The sequence below is a fragment of the Microbacterium martis genome, from assembly GCF_047246685.1.
Taxonomy (GTDB): domain Bacteria; phylum Actinomycetota; class Actinomycetes; order Actinomycetales; family Microbacteriaceae; genus Microbacterium.
In genome coordinates, this window is sequence record NZ_JBFOKT010000004.1 from 183,233 (window position 1) to 198,580 (window position 15,348).

General features: G+C 70.8%; 12 protein-coding genes. 4 read left to right on the plus strand and 8 right to left on the minus strand.

The features are described from left to right. Position 1: 1 nt before the first annotated feature. From hrpA to AB3M90_RS15840, 4 genes are all read left to right on the plus strand, one after another. Positions 2 to 4,000 carry an ATP-dependent RNA helicase HrpA gene (gene hrpA / locus AB3M90_RS15825; RefSeq protein ID WP_412953764.1) on the plus strand — a complete coding sequence of 1,333 codons (3,999 nt, stop codon included), beginning with the start codon at positions 2 to 4 and terminating at the stop codon, positions 3,998 to 4,000. 72 nt (positions 4,001 to 4,072) lie between these two features. Further along, complete coding sequence (locus AB3M90_RS15830) at positions 4,073 to 5,017, plus strand: quinone oxidoreductase family protein (protein WP_412953766.1); 945 nt, start codon at positions 4,073 to 4,075, stop codon at positions 5,015 to 5,017. Positions 5,018 to 5,057: 40 nt separating this feature from the next. Then, on the plus strand, positions 5,058 to 6,053 hold the full coding sequence (locus tag AB3M90_RS15835; protein ID WP_412953769.1) for a Gfo/Idh/MocA family protein: 996 nt from the start codon (positions 5,058 to 5,060) through the stop codon (positions 6,051 to 6,053). Beyond that, on the plus strand, positions 6,046 to 6,987 hold the full coding sequence (locus AB3M90_RS15840; RefSeq protein ID WP_412953772.1) for an NYN domain-containing protein: 942 nt from the start codon (positions 6,046 to 6,048) through the stop codon (positions 6,985 to 6,987). Before AB3M90_RS15835 ends, AB3M90_RS15840 begins: the two co-directional genes overlap by 8 nt. A gap of 10 nt (positions 6,988 to 6,997) precedes the next feature. Here AB3M90_RS15840 and AB3M90_RS15845 read toward each other — a convergent pair whose 3' ends face one another. The 8 genes from AB3M90_RS15845 to AB3M90_RS15880 all read right to left on the minus strand — a co-directional run bounded on the left by AB3M90_RS15845 (position 6,998) and on the right by AB3M90_RS15880 (position 15,311). Next, on the minus strand, positions 6,998 to 7,291 hold the full coding sequence (locus AB3M90_RS15845; RefSeq protein ID WP_412953774.1) for a Dabb family protein: 294 nt from the start codon (positions 7,289 to 7,291) through the stop codon (positions 6,998 to 7,000). A gap of 22 nt (positions 7,292 to 7,313) precedes the next feature. Continuing rightward, positions 7,314 to 8,321 (minus strand): sugar phosphate isomerase/epimerase family protein, encoded by a 1,008-nt coding sequence (locus AB3M90_RS15850; RefSeq protein ID WP_412953776.1) that lies wholly within the window; start codon positions 8,319 to 8,321, stop codon positions 7,314 to 7,316. Then, on the minus strand, positions 8,318 to 9,172 hold the full coding sequence (locus AB3M90_RS15855; protein ID WP_412953779.1) for a sugar phosphate isomerase/epimerase family protein: 855 nt from the start codon (positions 9,170 to 9,172) through the stop codon (positions 8,318 to 8,320). Before AB3M90_RS15855 ends, AB3M90_RS15850 begins: the two co-directional genes overlap by 4 nt. Before the next feature lie 128 nt (positions 9,173 to 9,300). After that, positions 9,301 to 10,497 carry a substrate-binding domain-containing protein gene (locus AB3M90_RS15860; RefSeq protein WP_412953780.1) on the minus strand — a complete coding sequence of 399 codons (1,197 nt, stop codon included), beginning with the start codon at positions 10,495 to 10,497 and terminating at the stop codon, positions 9,301 to 9,303. A gap of 14 nt (positions 10,498 to 10,511) precedes the next feature. Beyond that, entirely contained in the window at positions 10,512 to 11,573 is a 1,062-nt protein-coding gene (locus AB3M90_RS15865) for an ABC transporter permease (RefSeq protein WP_412953782.1), read from the minus strand. After that, on the minus strand, positions 11,570 to 12,652 hold the full coding sequence (locus AB3M90_RS15870) for an ABC transporter permease (RefSeq protein WP_412953785.1): 1,083 nt from the start codon (positions 12,650 to 12,652) through the stop codon (positions 11,570 to 11,572). Before AB3M90_RS15870 ends, AB3M90_RS15865 begins: the two co-directional genes overlap by 4 nt. Next, positions 12,649 to 14,172, minus strand: coding sequence for a sugar ABC transporter ATP-binding protein (locus AB3M90_RS15875; RefSeq protein ID WP_412953787.1), 1,524 nt, complete (start codon positions 14,170 to 14,172; stop codon positions 12,649 to 12,651). Before AB3M90_RS15875 ends, AB3M90_RS15870 begins: the two co-directional genes overlap by 4 nt. Next, positions 14,169 to 15,311, minus strand: coding sequence for a Gfo/Idh/MocA family protein (locus AB3M90_RS15880; protein ID WP_412953789.1), 1,143 nt, complete (start codon positions 15,309 to 15,311; stop codon positions 14,169 to 14,171). Before AB3M90_RS15880 ends, AB3M90_RS15875 begins: the two co-directional genes overlap by 4 nt. Positions 15,312 to 15,348 lie beyond the last annotated feature (37 nt).

Here is a 15,348-nt window from a genome sequence, read left to right on the forward strand (position 1 = left end):
TATGTCCTCCCCCGTGATCTCCTATCCTCCGGAGCTGCCCGTCAGTGCGGCCCGGCAGGAGATCGCCGACGCGATCCGCGAGAACCAGGTCGTGATCGTCGCGGGGGCGACGGGCTCGGGCAAGACCACCCAGCTGCCCAAGATCGCCCTCGAGCTCGGCCGCACGCGCATCGCCCACACCCAGCCCCGCAGGCTCGCCGCCCGCACGATCGCCGAGCGCGTCGCCGAGGAGCTGCAGGTCGAGCTGGGCACGCTCGTCGGTTACAAGGTGCGCTTCACCGACAAGGTCTCGGACGAGACCCGTGTCGCCCTCATGACCGACGGCATCCTGCTCAACGAGATCCACCGCGACCGGCTGCTCACCCGGTACGACACGATCATCATCGACGAGGCGCACGAGCGATCGCTCAACGTCGACTTCCTTCTCGGCTACCTCGCGCGCATCCTGCCCGAGCGCCCCGACCTCAAGGTCGTCATCACCTCGGCGACCATCGACCCCGAGAGCTTCGCGCGGCACTTCGCCCGCCCGCCTCGGGTCCCGGGGGGCGAGCCGGATCCCGCGCCCGTCATCGAGGTCTCCGGGCGCACCTACCCGGTCGAGATCCGCTACCGCGCGCAGACCGACGACGAGGCCGACGACGACGAGGTGTCGGCCGTCGTCGCCGCCCTGCGCGAACTCGACCGCGAACCGCCCGGTGACGTGCTCGTCTTCTTCCCCGGCGAGGCCGAGATCCGCGACGCCGCGGACGCGATCCGAGGCGCGTACGCGAAGGACCGCTCCCCCACCGAGGTCCTGCCTCTGTACGGGCGACTGTCGGCGGCCGAGCAGCATCGCGTCTTCGAACCGTCGCGGGTGCCCGGCGTCCGGCGCCGAGTGATCCTCGCCACGAACGTCGCCGAGACGAGCCTCACCGTTCCCGGCATCCGCTACGTGATCGACACCGGCACCGCGCGCATCTCGCGGTACAGCAACCGGTCGAAGGTGCAGCGCCTTCCGATCGAGGCCATCTCGCAGGCCTCCGCGAACCAGCGGTCCGGTCGCGCCGGACGCACGAGCGACGGCATCGCCATCCGCCTCTACGCGGAGGAGGACCACGCGCGCCGACCGGAGTTCACCGAACCCGAGATCCTGCGCACGTCGCTGGCCTCGGTCATCCTGCAGATGCTCGCGCTCGGATTCGGCGACATCGGCGCGTTCCCGTTCCTCACGCCGCCCGACTCACGGGGCGTGAAGGCGGCGCTCGACCTCCTCACCGAACTCGGAGCCGTGTCTGCGTCGCGCCACGACGGGTCGCCTCGCCTGACGCGGATCGGCCGGGAGATCTCGCGCATGCCGATCGACCCCCGCTTCGCGCGGATGCTGGTCGAGGCGCAGCGCTCCGCGTCGGGATCGGGATCGCAGGTCCTCGCCGACGTTCTCGCCATCGTCGCCGGGATGACGATCCAGGACGTGCGGGAGCGCCCTGAGGAGCGGCGCGAGGAAGCCGACCGCCTGCACGCGCGGTTCGTCGACCCGACCAGCGATTTCCTCACCCTGCTCAACCTGTGGAACCACCTCCGCGAGCAGCAGCGGGAGCTCGGTTCGAGCGCGTTCCGCCGTCTCTGCCGCTCCGAGCACCTGAACTACGTGCGCGTGCGGGAGTGGTTCGACGTGCACCGCCAGCTGCGGACGCTGGTGCGCCCCGCCGACACCCGGTCGTCGAGCGAGCACCCCACCCGGTCGTTGAGCGAGCGAAGCGAGACGAAACGCCCCGCCGACACCGCGGCCTCGACGACGAGCGATCCCGACGCCGTCCACCGCGCGCTCCTGGCCGGCCTCCTGTCGCAGATCGGGATCCTCGACGAGCGCACCGCACCCGCCGGCAAGGCGCACGCGCCGTCGAAGGAGCCCAAGGGCCGCCGCATCGCCGAGTACCGCGGCGCGCGCGGCATCCGCTTCTCGATCTTCCCCGGCTCGGCGCTGCGCAAGAAGAGCCCCCGGGCGGTGATCGCCGCCGAGATCGTCGAGACCTCGCGCACCTTCGCGCGCACGGTCGCGGCGATCGATCCGGCGTGGGCCGAGCCCCTCGCCGGCGACCTCGCGAAGCATCAGGTCTCCGAGCCGCACTGGTCGAAGGATGCCGGCGCCGCCGTCGCCTACGAGAAGGTGACGCTGTTCGGGCTCGAGATCATCCCGCGCCGGCGGGTGCAGTTCGCCCGCATCGACCGTGCCGCCTCGCGAGAGCTCTTCGTGCGGCACGCGCTCGTCGAGGGCGAGTGGGATCCGTCACGCATCGACAAGCGCGTGAGCGCGTTCTGGCGCAGCAACGCCGAACTGCGCAGGCGCCTCGAGAAGCTCGAGGAGCGGGAGCGGCGGCGCGACATCCTGGCCGGCGACGAGGCGGTGTTCCGGTTCTACGACGAGCGGATCCCGGCCGACGTCTTCGATGTGCGCTCGTTCGAGAGGTGGTGGCGCGACGCGCTGTCGTCGACGCCGAAGCTGCTGACCATGCGCGAGGCCGACCTGCTCGACGACGAGGGCCGCGCCGGGCAGCACGAGTTCCCCACCCGGTGGGCGCAGGGCGACCAGGTGCTCGGGCTGGCGTACCGCTTCGAGCCCGGCGCCGCCGACGACGGCGTCAGCGTGGTGGTGCCGCTGCCCCTGCTCGCCCAGATCGAGGACCGCGGCTTCGACTGGCAGGTGCCGGGGCTCCGCGCCGAGCTCATCACGGGCCTCCTGCGCGCCCTCCCGAAGGCGATCCGCCGGCACGTGGTGCCCGCCGCCGACTGGGCCGAGCGGTTCGGCGCCGAACTGGCGGACGAAGGCCCGGAATCGCAGGACGGCCGGCCCCCGCGAGCTCTGAAGGAGGCACTGGCGAGGCTCATCCAGCCGCTGGCCAACCAGCTCGTGTCGGCCGCGGATTTCGATGACGACCGGGTGCCGTCGCACCTGCGCATGAACTTCCGCGCCGTCGACGAACGAGAACGCGTGGTGGGGTCCGGTCGCGACCTGCGGGCGCTGCAGGAGGAGCTGTCCGACCGCGCCCGCAGCAGCGTCGCGCGCTCGATCGCCTCGCCGCCCCGTCGGCCGGGGCCGGCGTCGGGCCCGCAGCCCGTCGCCGCTCCCGCCTCGATCGAGCAGGACGGCCTCACCTCCTGGTCGTTCGGAGAGCTTCCCGAGGTGCTCGACACCCGCGTGGCCGGGGGCGTCGTGCGCGGGTACCCCGCGATCGTCGATCGCGGCACCTCGGTCTCGGTGCGCGTGGAGGCGACGGCGGATGCCGCGGCGGCGGCCACGCGCGAGGGCGTGCTGCGGCTCGTGCTGCTGGCGGTGCCGTCGCCGTCGTCGTACGTGCAGCAGCATCTGACGGCTCCCGAGAAGCTCGCCCTCGCGGCATCGCCCTATTCGTCGGCCGCCGCGCTCATCGAGGACTGCCGGGTCGCCGTCGCGCGGAGGGCGATCGATGCCGCGACCGCGGGCCCCGGGGCGATGCGCGGCATCGTGCGGAGCGAGGCGGAGTTCACGCGCGTGCGGGACGCGGTGTCGGCCGTGCTCGTCGACGACCTCTTCGACTGCGTGTCGCTGGTGGCGCGCATCCTGACGAAGGCACGCGAGGTCGAACGGGGGATCAAGTCGCAGAACTCCCTCGCCCTGCTCGGCCCGCTGAATGACATCCGCACCCAGCTCGCCGGTCTGCTGCATCCCGGGTTCGTCTCGACCGCCGGCGTCGACCGGCTCGCCCACTATCCGCGCTACCTCGAGGCGATGCTCGACCGGCTGACGACCCTCACCAGCGAACCGGGCAAGGACCGCACGCGCATGACCGAGTTCGAGCGGATGGCAGGGGCCTTCGAGGATGCCGGGGGCACGATCCCGCTGCCGTCCGACGCGCCCGCCGCGCTGAGCGAGGTGCGCTGGCTGCTCGAGGAGTACCGCGTCAGCGTCTTCGCCCAGCGCCTCGGCACCGCCCAGCCCGTCTCGCCCCAGCGGATCATGAAGGCCCTCGCCCCCGGCCGTTGAGCGAGCCCCAGCACCCCCGGCCGTCGAGCGAGCGCCAGCGAGACGAAACGCAGCGCGAGTAGCCTGGGTCCCATGGCCCGCGCGATCGTCTACACCGAGTTCGGCTCCCCCGCTGTCCTGCACGAGATGGAGATCCCCGATCCCATCGCCGCCCGCGGCGAGGTCGTCGTGCGCATCGAGGCGGCCGGCGCCAACCCCATCGACGCGAAGCTGCGCAGCGGCGCGCGTCCGTCGCCCGAGATCACCGAGCCGCGCCCCGTGGGGTTCGACGGGGCGGGCGTGGTCGAGCTGGTCGGCGAGGGCGTCGAGGGGTTCGCCGTCGGCGACCGCGTCGCGATCCGCGACACCCGCGGAACCTACGCGTCGGCGATCGCCGTACCGGCCGAGAAGCTGGTCCTGCTTCCCGACGCGGTCACGGTGGCCGAGGCCGCCGCCATCGGGATCCCCGCCGGCACCGCCCTCCAGGCGCTGCGATCGCTCGGGGTCACCCGCGGCGACGTGCTCCTCGTGCACGGCGGGTCGGGCTCGGTCGGTCAGGCCGTCGTGCAGTTCGCCGTGGCCGAGGGGGCGACGGTGATCGCGACCGCGAGCCCCGCTCGTCACGACCTCCTGCGCGAGCTCGGCGCGATCCCGATCAGCTACGACGAGGGACTCCTGCAGCGCGTGCGCGACGCCGCACCGGCCCCGGTCACCGTGGCGCTCGACTGCGCGGGCACCGACGAGGCGATCGAGACGTCGCTGGCCCTGGTCGCCGACCGCGAGCGGATCGCGACGATCGTGCGAGGTCCGGATGCCGCCTCGTTCGGCATCCGCGCCTTCTCCGGCGGGTCGCCGGTCCCGCTGACCGAGCAGGAGCTCGCCTGGCGCGCCGAAGCGCTCGAGAAGACCGTCGAGCTGCTCGCCGCGGGCGACTTCACGATCGAGCTCGGTCCGGAGCTCCCGCTCGCCGAGGCGGCGCGCGCGCACGAGCTCATGGAGACCGGCGCCGCCGACGGCAAGATCATCCTCGTGCCCTGAGCGCACGTCCAGAACCGGTCGCACCCTCTACGCTGAGACGATGACTGGTCTTCGTTGGGGAATCCTCGCCACCGGCGGCATCGCCGCCTCGTTCGCTTCCGATCTGCGCACCGCAGGGCTCGACCTCGTGGCCGTCGGCTCACGCTCGCAGGAGTCGGCCGACGAGTTCGCTGCTCGCTTCGACATCGCCCACGCGCACCCGTCGTACGAGGCTCTCGTCGCCGATCCCGACGTCGACATCATCTACATCGGCACGCCCCACCCCATGCACCACGACAACGCGCGCCTGGCACTCGAGAACGGCAAGCACGTCATCGCCGAGAAGGCGTTCACGCTGAACCGCGCCGAGGCGGAGGACCTGCAGCGCCTCGCCGCCGAGAAGGGTCTGCTCGTCACCGAGGCGATGTGGACGCGGTACCTGCCGCACATGATCCGCATCCGCGAGATCATCGCCGAGGGCACACTCGGAGAGATCCGCGCGGTGACGGCCGATCACACGCAGTCGCTGCCCACCGACCCGGCACACCGCCTGAACGATCTCGCCCTGGGCGGCGGCGCCCTGCTCGACCTCGGCATCTACCCGATCTCGTTCATCCACGACATCCTCGGCGCGCCCACCGGCATCCGCGCGATGGGCCGTCTGATCGAGACGGGCGCCGACGCCGAGGTCGCCACCGTCATGACCCACGAGGGCGGGGCGATCTCCACCAGCCTGTCGTCCTCTCGGGCCGCCGGGCCCAACGCCGCGAGCATCATCGGCACGAAGGCGCGCATCGACATCGACCGGGTCTGGTACTCCCCCACGTCGTTCCGCGTCGTGCTGACCGACGGCACGGTGCACGAGGAGTACATCTCCGAGGTCGACGGCCGCGGCATGCAGTACCAGGCGCTGAACGCGGAGCGCCTCGTGCGCGACGGCATCCTCGAGGGCGACATCCTGCCCATCGCCGAGAGCGTCGAGATCATGGGCACGCTCGACGAGGTGCGCGCGCAGATCGGTGTGCGCTACCCCCGGGAGGAGGCGAGCCATGGCTGAGACGACCGATGCGCGCGTCGCCGTCTACCTCGACTTCGACAACATCGTCATCTCCTGGTACGACCGTGTGCACGGGCGGAACGCCTACGGCAAGGATCGTCAGCGCATCACCGAGAACCCCAACGATCCCGAGGTCGCCGAGCGTCTCAACCGGGCGATGATCGAGGTGGGCGCCATCATCGACTATGCGGCATCCTTCGGCACCCTCGTCCTGACCCGGGCGTATGCGGACTGGTCGTCGCCGGTGAACGCCGAGTACCGCTCCCAGCTGGTCGCCCGTGCCGTCGACCTGGTGCAGCTCTTCCCGGCCGCGGCCTATGCCAAGAACGGCGCCGACATCCGCCTCGCGGTCGACGCCGTCGAAGACATGTTCCGCCTTCCCGACCTCACCCATGTGGTGATCGTGGCGGGCGACAGCGACTACGTGCCGCTCGCGCAGCGATGCAAGCGCCTCGGCCGCTATGTCATCGGCGTCGGAGTCGCGGGGTCCACGGCGAAGTCGCTGGCCGCGGCCTGCGACGAGTTCGAGGCCTACGACTCGCTGCCGGGCGTGGTGCGTCCGGCCAAGGCCGCCCCGGCGACCGTCGCCGTGCCGTCGGAGGCCGAGCCGGCCGTCGAGGCGGCGACCGACGTCACGAAGAGCAAGACGACGCGTCGCGCGAAGTCGAAGGCCGCACCTGCCGCGAAGGTCGACGATCAGGGCGACGCGACGCGGCTGCTCGAGCGCGCCCTCCGCCTCGGGCACGACAAGGCCGACGCCGACGAGTGGCTGCACAGCTCGGCGGTCAAGACCCACATGCGGCGCATGGACCCGTCGTTCAGCGAGAAGGCCCTCGGCTACCGCTCGTTCTCCGACTTCCTGAAGTCGCGCGACGACATCGCCGAGCTCGAGGAGACGGGGCACGAGCGCCTCGTGAAGCTGCGCGAGCCCTGACCGGGGTCGGTCACTCCACGAAGTCGTACTCCTGGAAGGCGGCGACCTCCGGCACCCAGCGCTCTGCGACGAAGGCACGGTGCGCGGGGTGAGCGTCATAGGCGTCGTAGGCCGCCTGATCGGCGAAGGTCATCGAGAACTGATGGGCGAGGTCGCTCTTCGCGCTCACCTGACGGCGGATGGTGAAGTCGGCGACGCCGGGGATCGAGTTCAGCACGGCCTGGCCCGTGGCGAGGAACTCGCGCTCCTCGGCCGAGCCGGCCGGGTGGACGAGCCGGAAGACGACGGTGTGCTGGATCGGCATGGAGCTCCTGAGTCCGAGGCGGTCACTGGTTGCTGAAGGCGGCGTCGAACGAGGCCTCGGGCTTCGGCCACAGCAGCGACCGCACGTGGCGCAGGGCCTCGGGGGCGCCGTGCAACCGGTCCATCCCCGCATCCTCCCACTCGATCGAGATGGGGCCGGCGTAGCCGATCGCGTCGAGGGCGCGGAACGCGTCCTCCCACGGCACGTCGCCGTGTCCGGTCGAGACGAAGTCCCATCCTCGTCGGGGGTCGCCCCACGGCAGGTGCGAGCCGAGCACGCCGGCACGACCGTTGTGCGGCCGCATCCGGGTGTCCTTGCAGTCGACGTGGTAGATCCGCTCGGCGAAGTCGACGATGAAGCCGACCGGGTCGATGTTCTGCCACATCATGTGCGACGGGTCCCAGTTGAACCCGAACGCCTCCCGGTGATCGATCGCCTCCAGCGCGCGCACGCTCGACCAGTAGTCGTAGGCGATCTCGCCCGGGTGCACCTCGTGCGCGAATCGCACGCCCTCGCCGTCGAAGACGTCGAGGATCGGGTTCCAGCGGGCGGCGAAGTCGTCGAATCCGCCCTCGATGACGGATGCCGGCACCGGCGGGAACATCGCCACATAGGGCCAGATGGACGAGCCGGTGAACCCGACCACCGTGTCGACGTCGAGCTTGCGCGCCACGCGCGCCGCTCGCTTCATGTCGTCCGCCGCCCGCTGCCGGACTCCTTCGGCCTCGCCGTCGCCCCACACGTAGTCGCGGAGGATCGCCTGGTGCCGGAAGTCGATCGGCGCATCGCACACGGCCTGGCCGGCGAGGTGGTTCGAGATCGCGAAGATCTTCAATCCGTGCCGGTCGAGAATCTCGCGGCGCGAGGCGACATAGGCGTCGTCTTCGTCCGCGCGCCGCAGGTCGAGATGATCGCCGGATGCCGCGACCTCGAGACCGTCGTACCCCCACTCGGCGGCGAGTCGCGCCACCTCTTCGAAGGGCAGGTCCGCCCATTGGCCGGTGAACAGGGTGACAGGACGAGTGCTCATGCGTGCTCCCATGCTCGGAGGGCGGAGATGCTGCGGGCGGCCAGCTCGTCCTGGCTGGGGGCCAGCGGACGCCAGACCGACGCGGCCACCGCGATGGTGGCATTCTCCCCCGTGAAGCTCTCGAGACCGAGCGCACCGCGGTAGTCGGCGTCGTCGAGAGCGCGGAGGATGCCCGGCCAGTCGGTGTGATCGTCGCCGACGGCGCCGCGATCGCTGCCGCACACCTGCACGTGCGCGATCGCCGCACCCGCGGATCGGATGGCGTCGGCGGGCTTCTTCTCCTCGATGTTCAGATGATAGGTGTCGAGGGCGAGGCCGACGCCCGCGCCGAGCAGCGGCGCGAGGGCATCGAGACTCTGTTCGACGGTGTTGAGCACGCTGGTCTCGTAGCGATTGAGCGGCTCGACGGCGACGGTGACGCCGGCTGCAGCGGCCTCGGCGGCGAGTGGTGCGAGGCTCTCGCGCACCTCGGCGACGACGGCGGCGCGCTCGTCGGCATCCATGCGCCAGGTGACACCCGTCGGCGCATAGAAGGGTCCGGCCACGACGGGCGAGCCGAGAACGGATGCCGCGCGAAGACAGCTCCGCAGGTACTCCTGCGTCGCCGCGACGTCTCCGGCTCGGGCGACCAGGGAGCGCCCGGGGCCCATGGCTCCGACCACCAGCCCACCCAGCCCGAGGCCGTCCAGGACCTCCCGTGCGAGGGAAGGGTCCCAGTCGCCGGGGTTCTCGAGCGGCAGCTCGAGAGCGTCGTAGCCGAGGGAGGCGGCCTTCCGCGCGAGCGGTTCGAGCGTCGCATCGGTGAGCGGCGACGTCCAGACCCAGGTGTTCACGGCCAGCGTGCGGGGCATGTGTGCTCTTCTCTCGAGAAGCGGAACGGAGCAGGCGTTCCGTCTCGCTCCGCTCGCTCGACGACCGAGGGTTCCCGGTCGTCGAGCGAGGAGCGGAGCGACGAGACGAAACGCGTCTTGCCGTGACCTTACGGGATCTGGCGCTCCTGCCAGACCGTCGGGTATCCCGGCAGGTTCTCGCCGCCGAACTTGGCGTAGTGCCCGTCGGGCATGCCCTCGTTCGCCTCGAGGTACTGGTCGAGCTCTCCCTCGGTGATCGGCTTCTGCGGCAGCACCCACTCCTTCGGCACCTCTTCACCCGCGAAGATCTTCTGCGCGGCGAGGAGCGGCGTGCGCCACTGGAAGTTCGAGTACACCGGCGCGAGGCCCGTGAGGCCGGTGTCCTTCCACTTGCGGAGGAAGCTCATCTCGTCCTCCCCGGTCATGACCGGGTAGTCCGCTCCCGCGTCCTCGAAGGCCTCGATCGCCGCGACCGCGCCGTCACCGGCATCCATCCAGATGCCCTGCACGTCGCCCTTGGCGAGTTCGTCGCTGATGATGCTCTTGATCTCCGCGGGGTCGGCGCCGGTGAAGTAGTCCACGGCCTCGATGCCGGCCTCGTCGAACAGCTTCTGCGCGCCCGCCCAGCGGTGCTCGAGCACGTCGACACCAGGGAGGATGCGCAGTGCCACGACCTTGTCGCCCTCTTCGAGGTTGTCGATGAGGAACTCGGCGGTGTCGATGCCCCAGGCGAAGCCGCCGATGGGGTGGATGAACGTGACCGGGCAGTCGGTGTTCACGCCGCGGTCGAACACGACGACCGGCTTGCCCGTCTCGCATGCCCGCTCGACGGCGGGGGTCATCGCCGCGGTGCTGTTGGGCGAGATGAGGAACACGTCGCAGTTGCCCTCGGCGATGAAGTAGTCGATGTCGGCGATCTGCGTGTCGTCGGAGTCCTGCGCGTCGCGCGTCTCCATCTCGCTGATCGCTCCCGCCTCCTGAAGCGCCTTGAGCTGCTCGTTCATCGTGATCCAGCCGGTCTGGCGCCACGGGTTCGAGATCGAGGCGTTCGCGAAGCAGGCCTTCTTGGCCCCCTCGCTGGCGTACTCGGCGGTGTCGACCATCTCGGCGTTGATGTACTGCAGGTAGGGCTCGTCGGCCGGGCCCTCCGGCTCGATGCCCCGCTCCTCGTCCTGCTTGTCGAAGAGCTCCTGGTCGAACCATTCGGTCGTCTCGGCGGACTCGTCCGGATTCTCCGATTCGGCGGGCGCCACGGACGGGTCGGTGGTGCACCCGGCGAGCGCGATGAGGCCGAAGAGGGCCACCCCGGCGGTGGCGATCTTCATCGATCGTCGCATTGTCAATCTCCTCTTGTTTCTGTGTGGGTGGTGCTGGTTTCCATATGGATGGTGCGGGTTGTTACGGGTTCTGCGGGCACGGGGTCCGCAGGAGCCTGGGGGCTGCGCCGGCGGCGGGCGCGGAAGGCGACCGCCGAGTAGGCGACGGCGGCGATGATGATGACGCCCTGCACGGCGTCGCGCAGCGTCGACGGGACGCCGGCGATGTTCAGCAGCATGAAGAGCGCTTCGAGGGCGAAAGCGCCCGCCGCCGCAGCGACGATCCAGCCGCGCCCGCCGCCGAGCACCACACCGCCGAGGACGACCGCGGTGATGGCCACGAACTCGTAGCCGCGGCCGACCGACGGGTGCACGCCGGCGTAGCCGACGAGCAGCACGGCCGACAGGGTCGCCGACAGCGACGAGATGACGAAGGCGCGGGTGGTGACCCAGGCGCTGCGGGCACCGGCGTAGTCGACGGCGCGGGCGTTGTCGCCCACGGCGATGAGCAGCTTGCCGAGCGGACGCTTGGTGATCCAGATGCCGAGCGCGAGCCAGGCGATGAGCAGGAACACCGCCCAGGGGACGAACTCGAGGAACGGGACATCGCGGATGCCGCCACGGCCGATCTCGCGGAAGCTGTCGGCCGGGTTCCCGGTCGCCGCTCCCCCGGTCCACCACATCACCGCACCGAGCAGGGCGAGCATCATGCCGAGCGTCACGATGAACGAGGGCACCTTCAGCAGGGTGGTGATGACGCCGTTGACGAGGCCGATCACCGCGCCGAAGACGATCATGAGCAGCAGCACCGGCACGGTGCGCGAGTCGTCCTGTCCGACGAGGTTGCCGGCGATGATCACCTGCGCCGTGATGAGCGATCCCTGCGACAGGTCGAACTCCCCGGCGATGATGACGAAGTACTGCCCGATCGCGACGATGGCGATCGGCGCCACGCGCTGGATGAAGCGCATGAGCTGGCCCGGCTCGGCGAAGCTCGGGTTGAGGACCATCACCGCGACGAGCAGGATGACCAGCAGCAGGAAAACCGCCCCCCGCGGACTCACGAGCGTGCGCAGCGCGTTCATGCTCGTCCTCCTTCCGTGGCGGGGGTGGTATCGGCCAGGTGCGAGGCGGCCGCCGCCATCTCGGGCTCGGCCGCCTTCGCGGCGTCGTCTCCTCCGGTCCTCGTCCCGCCGGCGCCGAAGCGCGGACGGCGACGTGCGATGGCACGGCGGCTGTAGACGGCGACCGCTGCGACGATGACGATGCCGCGGACGACGTCCTTCAGGAAGGGGTTGACCTGCATGACGCTCATCACGTTGTCGACCACCGCGAGGATCGCGACTCCTCCGAGCGTGCCCCACACCGAGCCGCGTCCGCCGAGGAGGAGGGTCCCTCCGAGCACGACCGCGGCGACGGAGAGGAGGGCGTAGCCGCCCTGCTGGCCGACGGTCGGGCTGCCGACGCCGAGGCGGCTGGCGAGGAGCAGTCCGGCCAGGCCCGCGAAGATCGAGCACAGCACGTGCGCGGCGATCAGCGGCGGGCGGGTGCGCACGCCCGACAGGCGCGCGATCTCGGGATCCCCGCCGACCGCGTAGAGGTGGGCGCCGGTGCGGGTGCGGGTGAGCAGGAACCACACCAGCACGGCCATGGCGATCATGATGATCGTCGAGACGGGCACCGGTCCGAGGCCCGATGCTCCGATGAGCTGGAACGCCCAGGGCACGTTGCCCGCCGAGCCCTCGAAGTTCGTGTTGAGGATCCCCTGGAGGATGAGCCCGACGCCGAGGGTCGCGATGAATCCGTTGACCTTCAGCACCGTCACGATGACCCCGTTGACGAGGCCGATGCCCGCGCAGACCAGCAGCGTGACGCCGACGGCGGCCGGGATGTTGCCCGGGTTGCCGTTCATGATGGTCGCGGCCAGCAGGCTCGAGAGGCTGATGACGTAGGTGACCGAGAGGTCGAGCGACGCCCCGAGCACGACCAGAGTCTGCCCGATCGCGACGAGACCGAGCACGCTCATGCCGGTGAGGATGTCGCGGATGTTGCCCGCACTGAGGAAGTTGCGCCCCACCGTGGCCACCAGGATGGCGCCCACGATGATCGCCAGGATCAGGATGCCGAGGACGATGACGGTCGAGTCGATCCGCAGACGCTTCATCGGAGGCCTCCTTCGCTGGTCGGGCCGGGATGCGCGGCGCCCGTCGCCGCCCCGAGGATCTCGTGCTCGGCCGCGCCGGCCGGCAGCTCTGCGGCCAGTTCGCCGTCGTGCATGACCAGGATGCGGTCGCTCATGCCGATGACCTCGGGCAGTTCGCTCGAGACCATGAGCACCGCCGTGCCCTGGGCGGCGAGCTCGCGCATGAGCTGGTAGACGGCGTACTTCGCGCCGACGTCGATCCCGCGCGTCGGCTCGTCGAACAGGACGACCTGCGGCCGGGTGAGCAGCCACTTCGCGAGGACGACCTTCTGCTGGTTGCCTCCGGAGAGGAAGCGGGTCTCCTGGTCGAGTCCGCGCGCGCTGATCTCGAGAGAGCTCAGGATGCCGGGCACCTCTCGGCGCGACGCCGGGGTGCGGCCGGCGAACACGCTGCGGACGACCAGCAGCGCGTTGTCGAGCACCGACTGCCCGAGGGCGAGGCCCTGGGCCTTGCGGTCTTCCGAGACCAGGGCGAGACCGGCCCGCACGGCCGCGCGGGCGCTGGTGATGCGCACCGGTCGGCCGTCGATGCGCATCGACCCGCGCGCGAAGCCCTGGATGCCGAAGATGCCCTCGACCAGCTCCGTGCGCCCCGAGCCCTGCAGTCCTGCGACGCCGACGATCTCCCCCGCGCGCAGCGTGAGCGAGACCCCGTCGACGAAGGCGTTGCCGCATCCGTCGAGCTCGAGTCTCGGCTCGCCGACGGCGGTGCCCGGAAGCGGGTCGGGGAAGTACGACTGGATCGACCGGCCGACCATGCGGCGCACCAGCTCCTCGGTGGTCAGTGCGGCGGTCTCGTCGGTGGAGACGAGGGCGCCGTCCTTGAGGATCGTGATGCGATCGCAGAGGTCGAAGATCTCCTTCAGGCGATGCGAGACGTAGATGACCGCCACGCCGCGCGACGTGAGCTTGCGGATGATCGCGTACAACAGCTCGACCTCGTGGTCGCTGAGCGCCGCCGTCGGCTCGTCCATCGAGATGACCCGCGCCTCGAACGACAGGGCTTTGACGATCTCGACGATCTGCTGCTCGGCGACCGTGAGCGACCCCACCCGGGCCTGCGGATCGATGAACGAGACGCCGAGATCGGTCAGGAGTTGCTCCGTCCGGCTGTTCATGGCGGCGGTGTCGACGAGACCTCGGCGGCGCGGCTCGCGTCCGAGATACACGTTCTGCGCGACGGTGCGCTCGGGAAGGAGCGTGAACTCCTGGAAGACGGTGACGATGCCGGCATCCATCGCCTGGCGCGGGTGGGCGTGATGCACCTCTTCGCCGAGATACGTCACGGTGCCCTCGTCGGCGGGCTGCACGCCCGCGATGATCTTCATCAGCGTCGACTTGCCCGCGCCGTTCTCGCCGACCAGGCCGTGGACCTCGCCGGGACGCACGTCGAAGTCGATGCCCTTCAGCACCTCGACGCCGAAGAACGACTTGCGGACGCCGTCGACGGCGAGCACCGGCTGCGTGGTCGTCGCGGTCATGCCTGCACCTCCAGGGGTTGCATCGCGTTCGTCTCCGACGGCCGTACCCACCGGCCGTCCTGCGCCGCCGACTCCAGCACCGCCTCGGTCAGCACGGCGGATCGGTAGCCGTCGGCGAAGGTCGGCAGCCCGTCGGGCGTCTCGCCGGCGATGGCGGCGTACACATCGGCCATGAATCCGTTGAAGGCGTCCTGGTAGCCCATGGCGTGCCCGGCCGGCACGCGCTGCAGTCGAGCGGCATCCGGGTCGGCGGTGGCGGGGTCGCGCAGCAGCAGTCGGGAATCGGCGCGTGCGCCGATCCACAGCTCCTCCGGTCGCTCCTGCTCGAAGCGGAGGGTCTGCGCCGAGCCGTGCAGTTCCAGGGTGAGCGCGTTCTTGCGCCCCGGGGCCATCTGCGAGATGAGCAGCGTGCCGAGCGCGCCGGACTCGGTCTCGACGAGCAGGGCGACGATGTCCTCGGTGTCCACCGCGCGTCCGCCGCGCTCGGCGAAGACCCGCCGGGTGCGTGCACTGAGCGAGGTGATCCTCTCGCCGATGACGAACTCGATGAGGTCGCAGAGGTGGGACCCGATGTCGGCGAACGCGCGTGACGGCCCGCCGGCGGTCGACTGCACCCGCCAGTCGTCGTCGCCCGGCAGCAGCATCCAGTCCTGCAGGTACGAGCAGTCGAGCGTGAGCAGCTCCCCGACCTCGCCGCGGTGCATGCGTGCGCGCGCTTCGCGGATCATCGGGTGGTAGCGGTAGACGAAGGGGACGGCGGCGACGAGGCCGCGACCCGCGGCCGACTCGGCGAGACGACGGGCGTCGGAGGCGGTCGTGGCGAGCGGCTTCTCGCACACGACGTGCTTGCCGGCCGCGAGGGCCCGGAGGGCGAGGTCGGCGTGCGTCGCGTTCGGGGTGCAGATGTGCACGACGTCGATGTCGGCGGCCGCCAGGAGGTCGGCGGCGTCCGGCTCGGCGCGGTCCGCGCCCAGCGCGGCAGCGGCGGCACGGCCGCCGGCGACGGAGCTGGTGGCCACGGCCCGCAGCTCGCCGCCCGCGTCGCGGGACGCCGTGCGGTGCACGCGCGCCATGAACCCTCCGCCGAGGATGCCGGCTCGGATCGTCCCGAGACCGGTGTCAGTGACATCCGTTGTCATGGGGCGAGTCTGACACAGCATCCGCACCTTTTGCTAG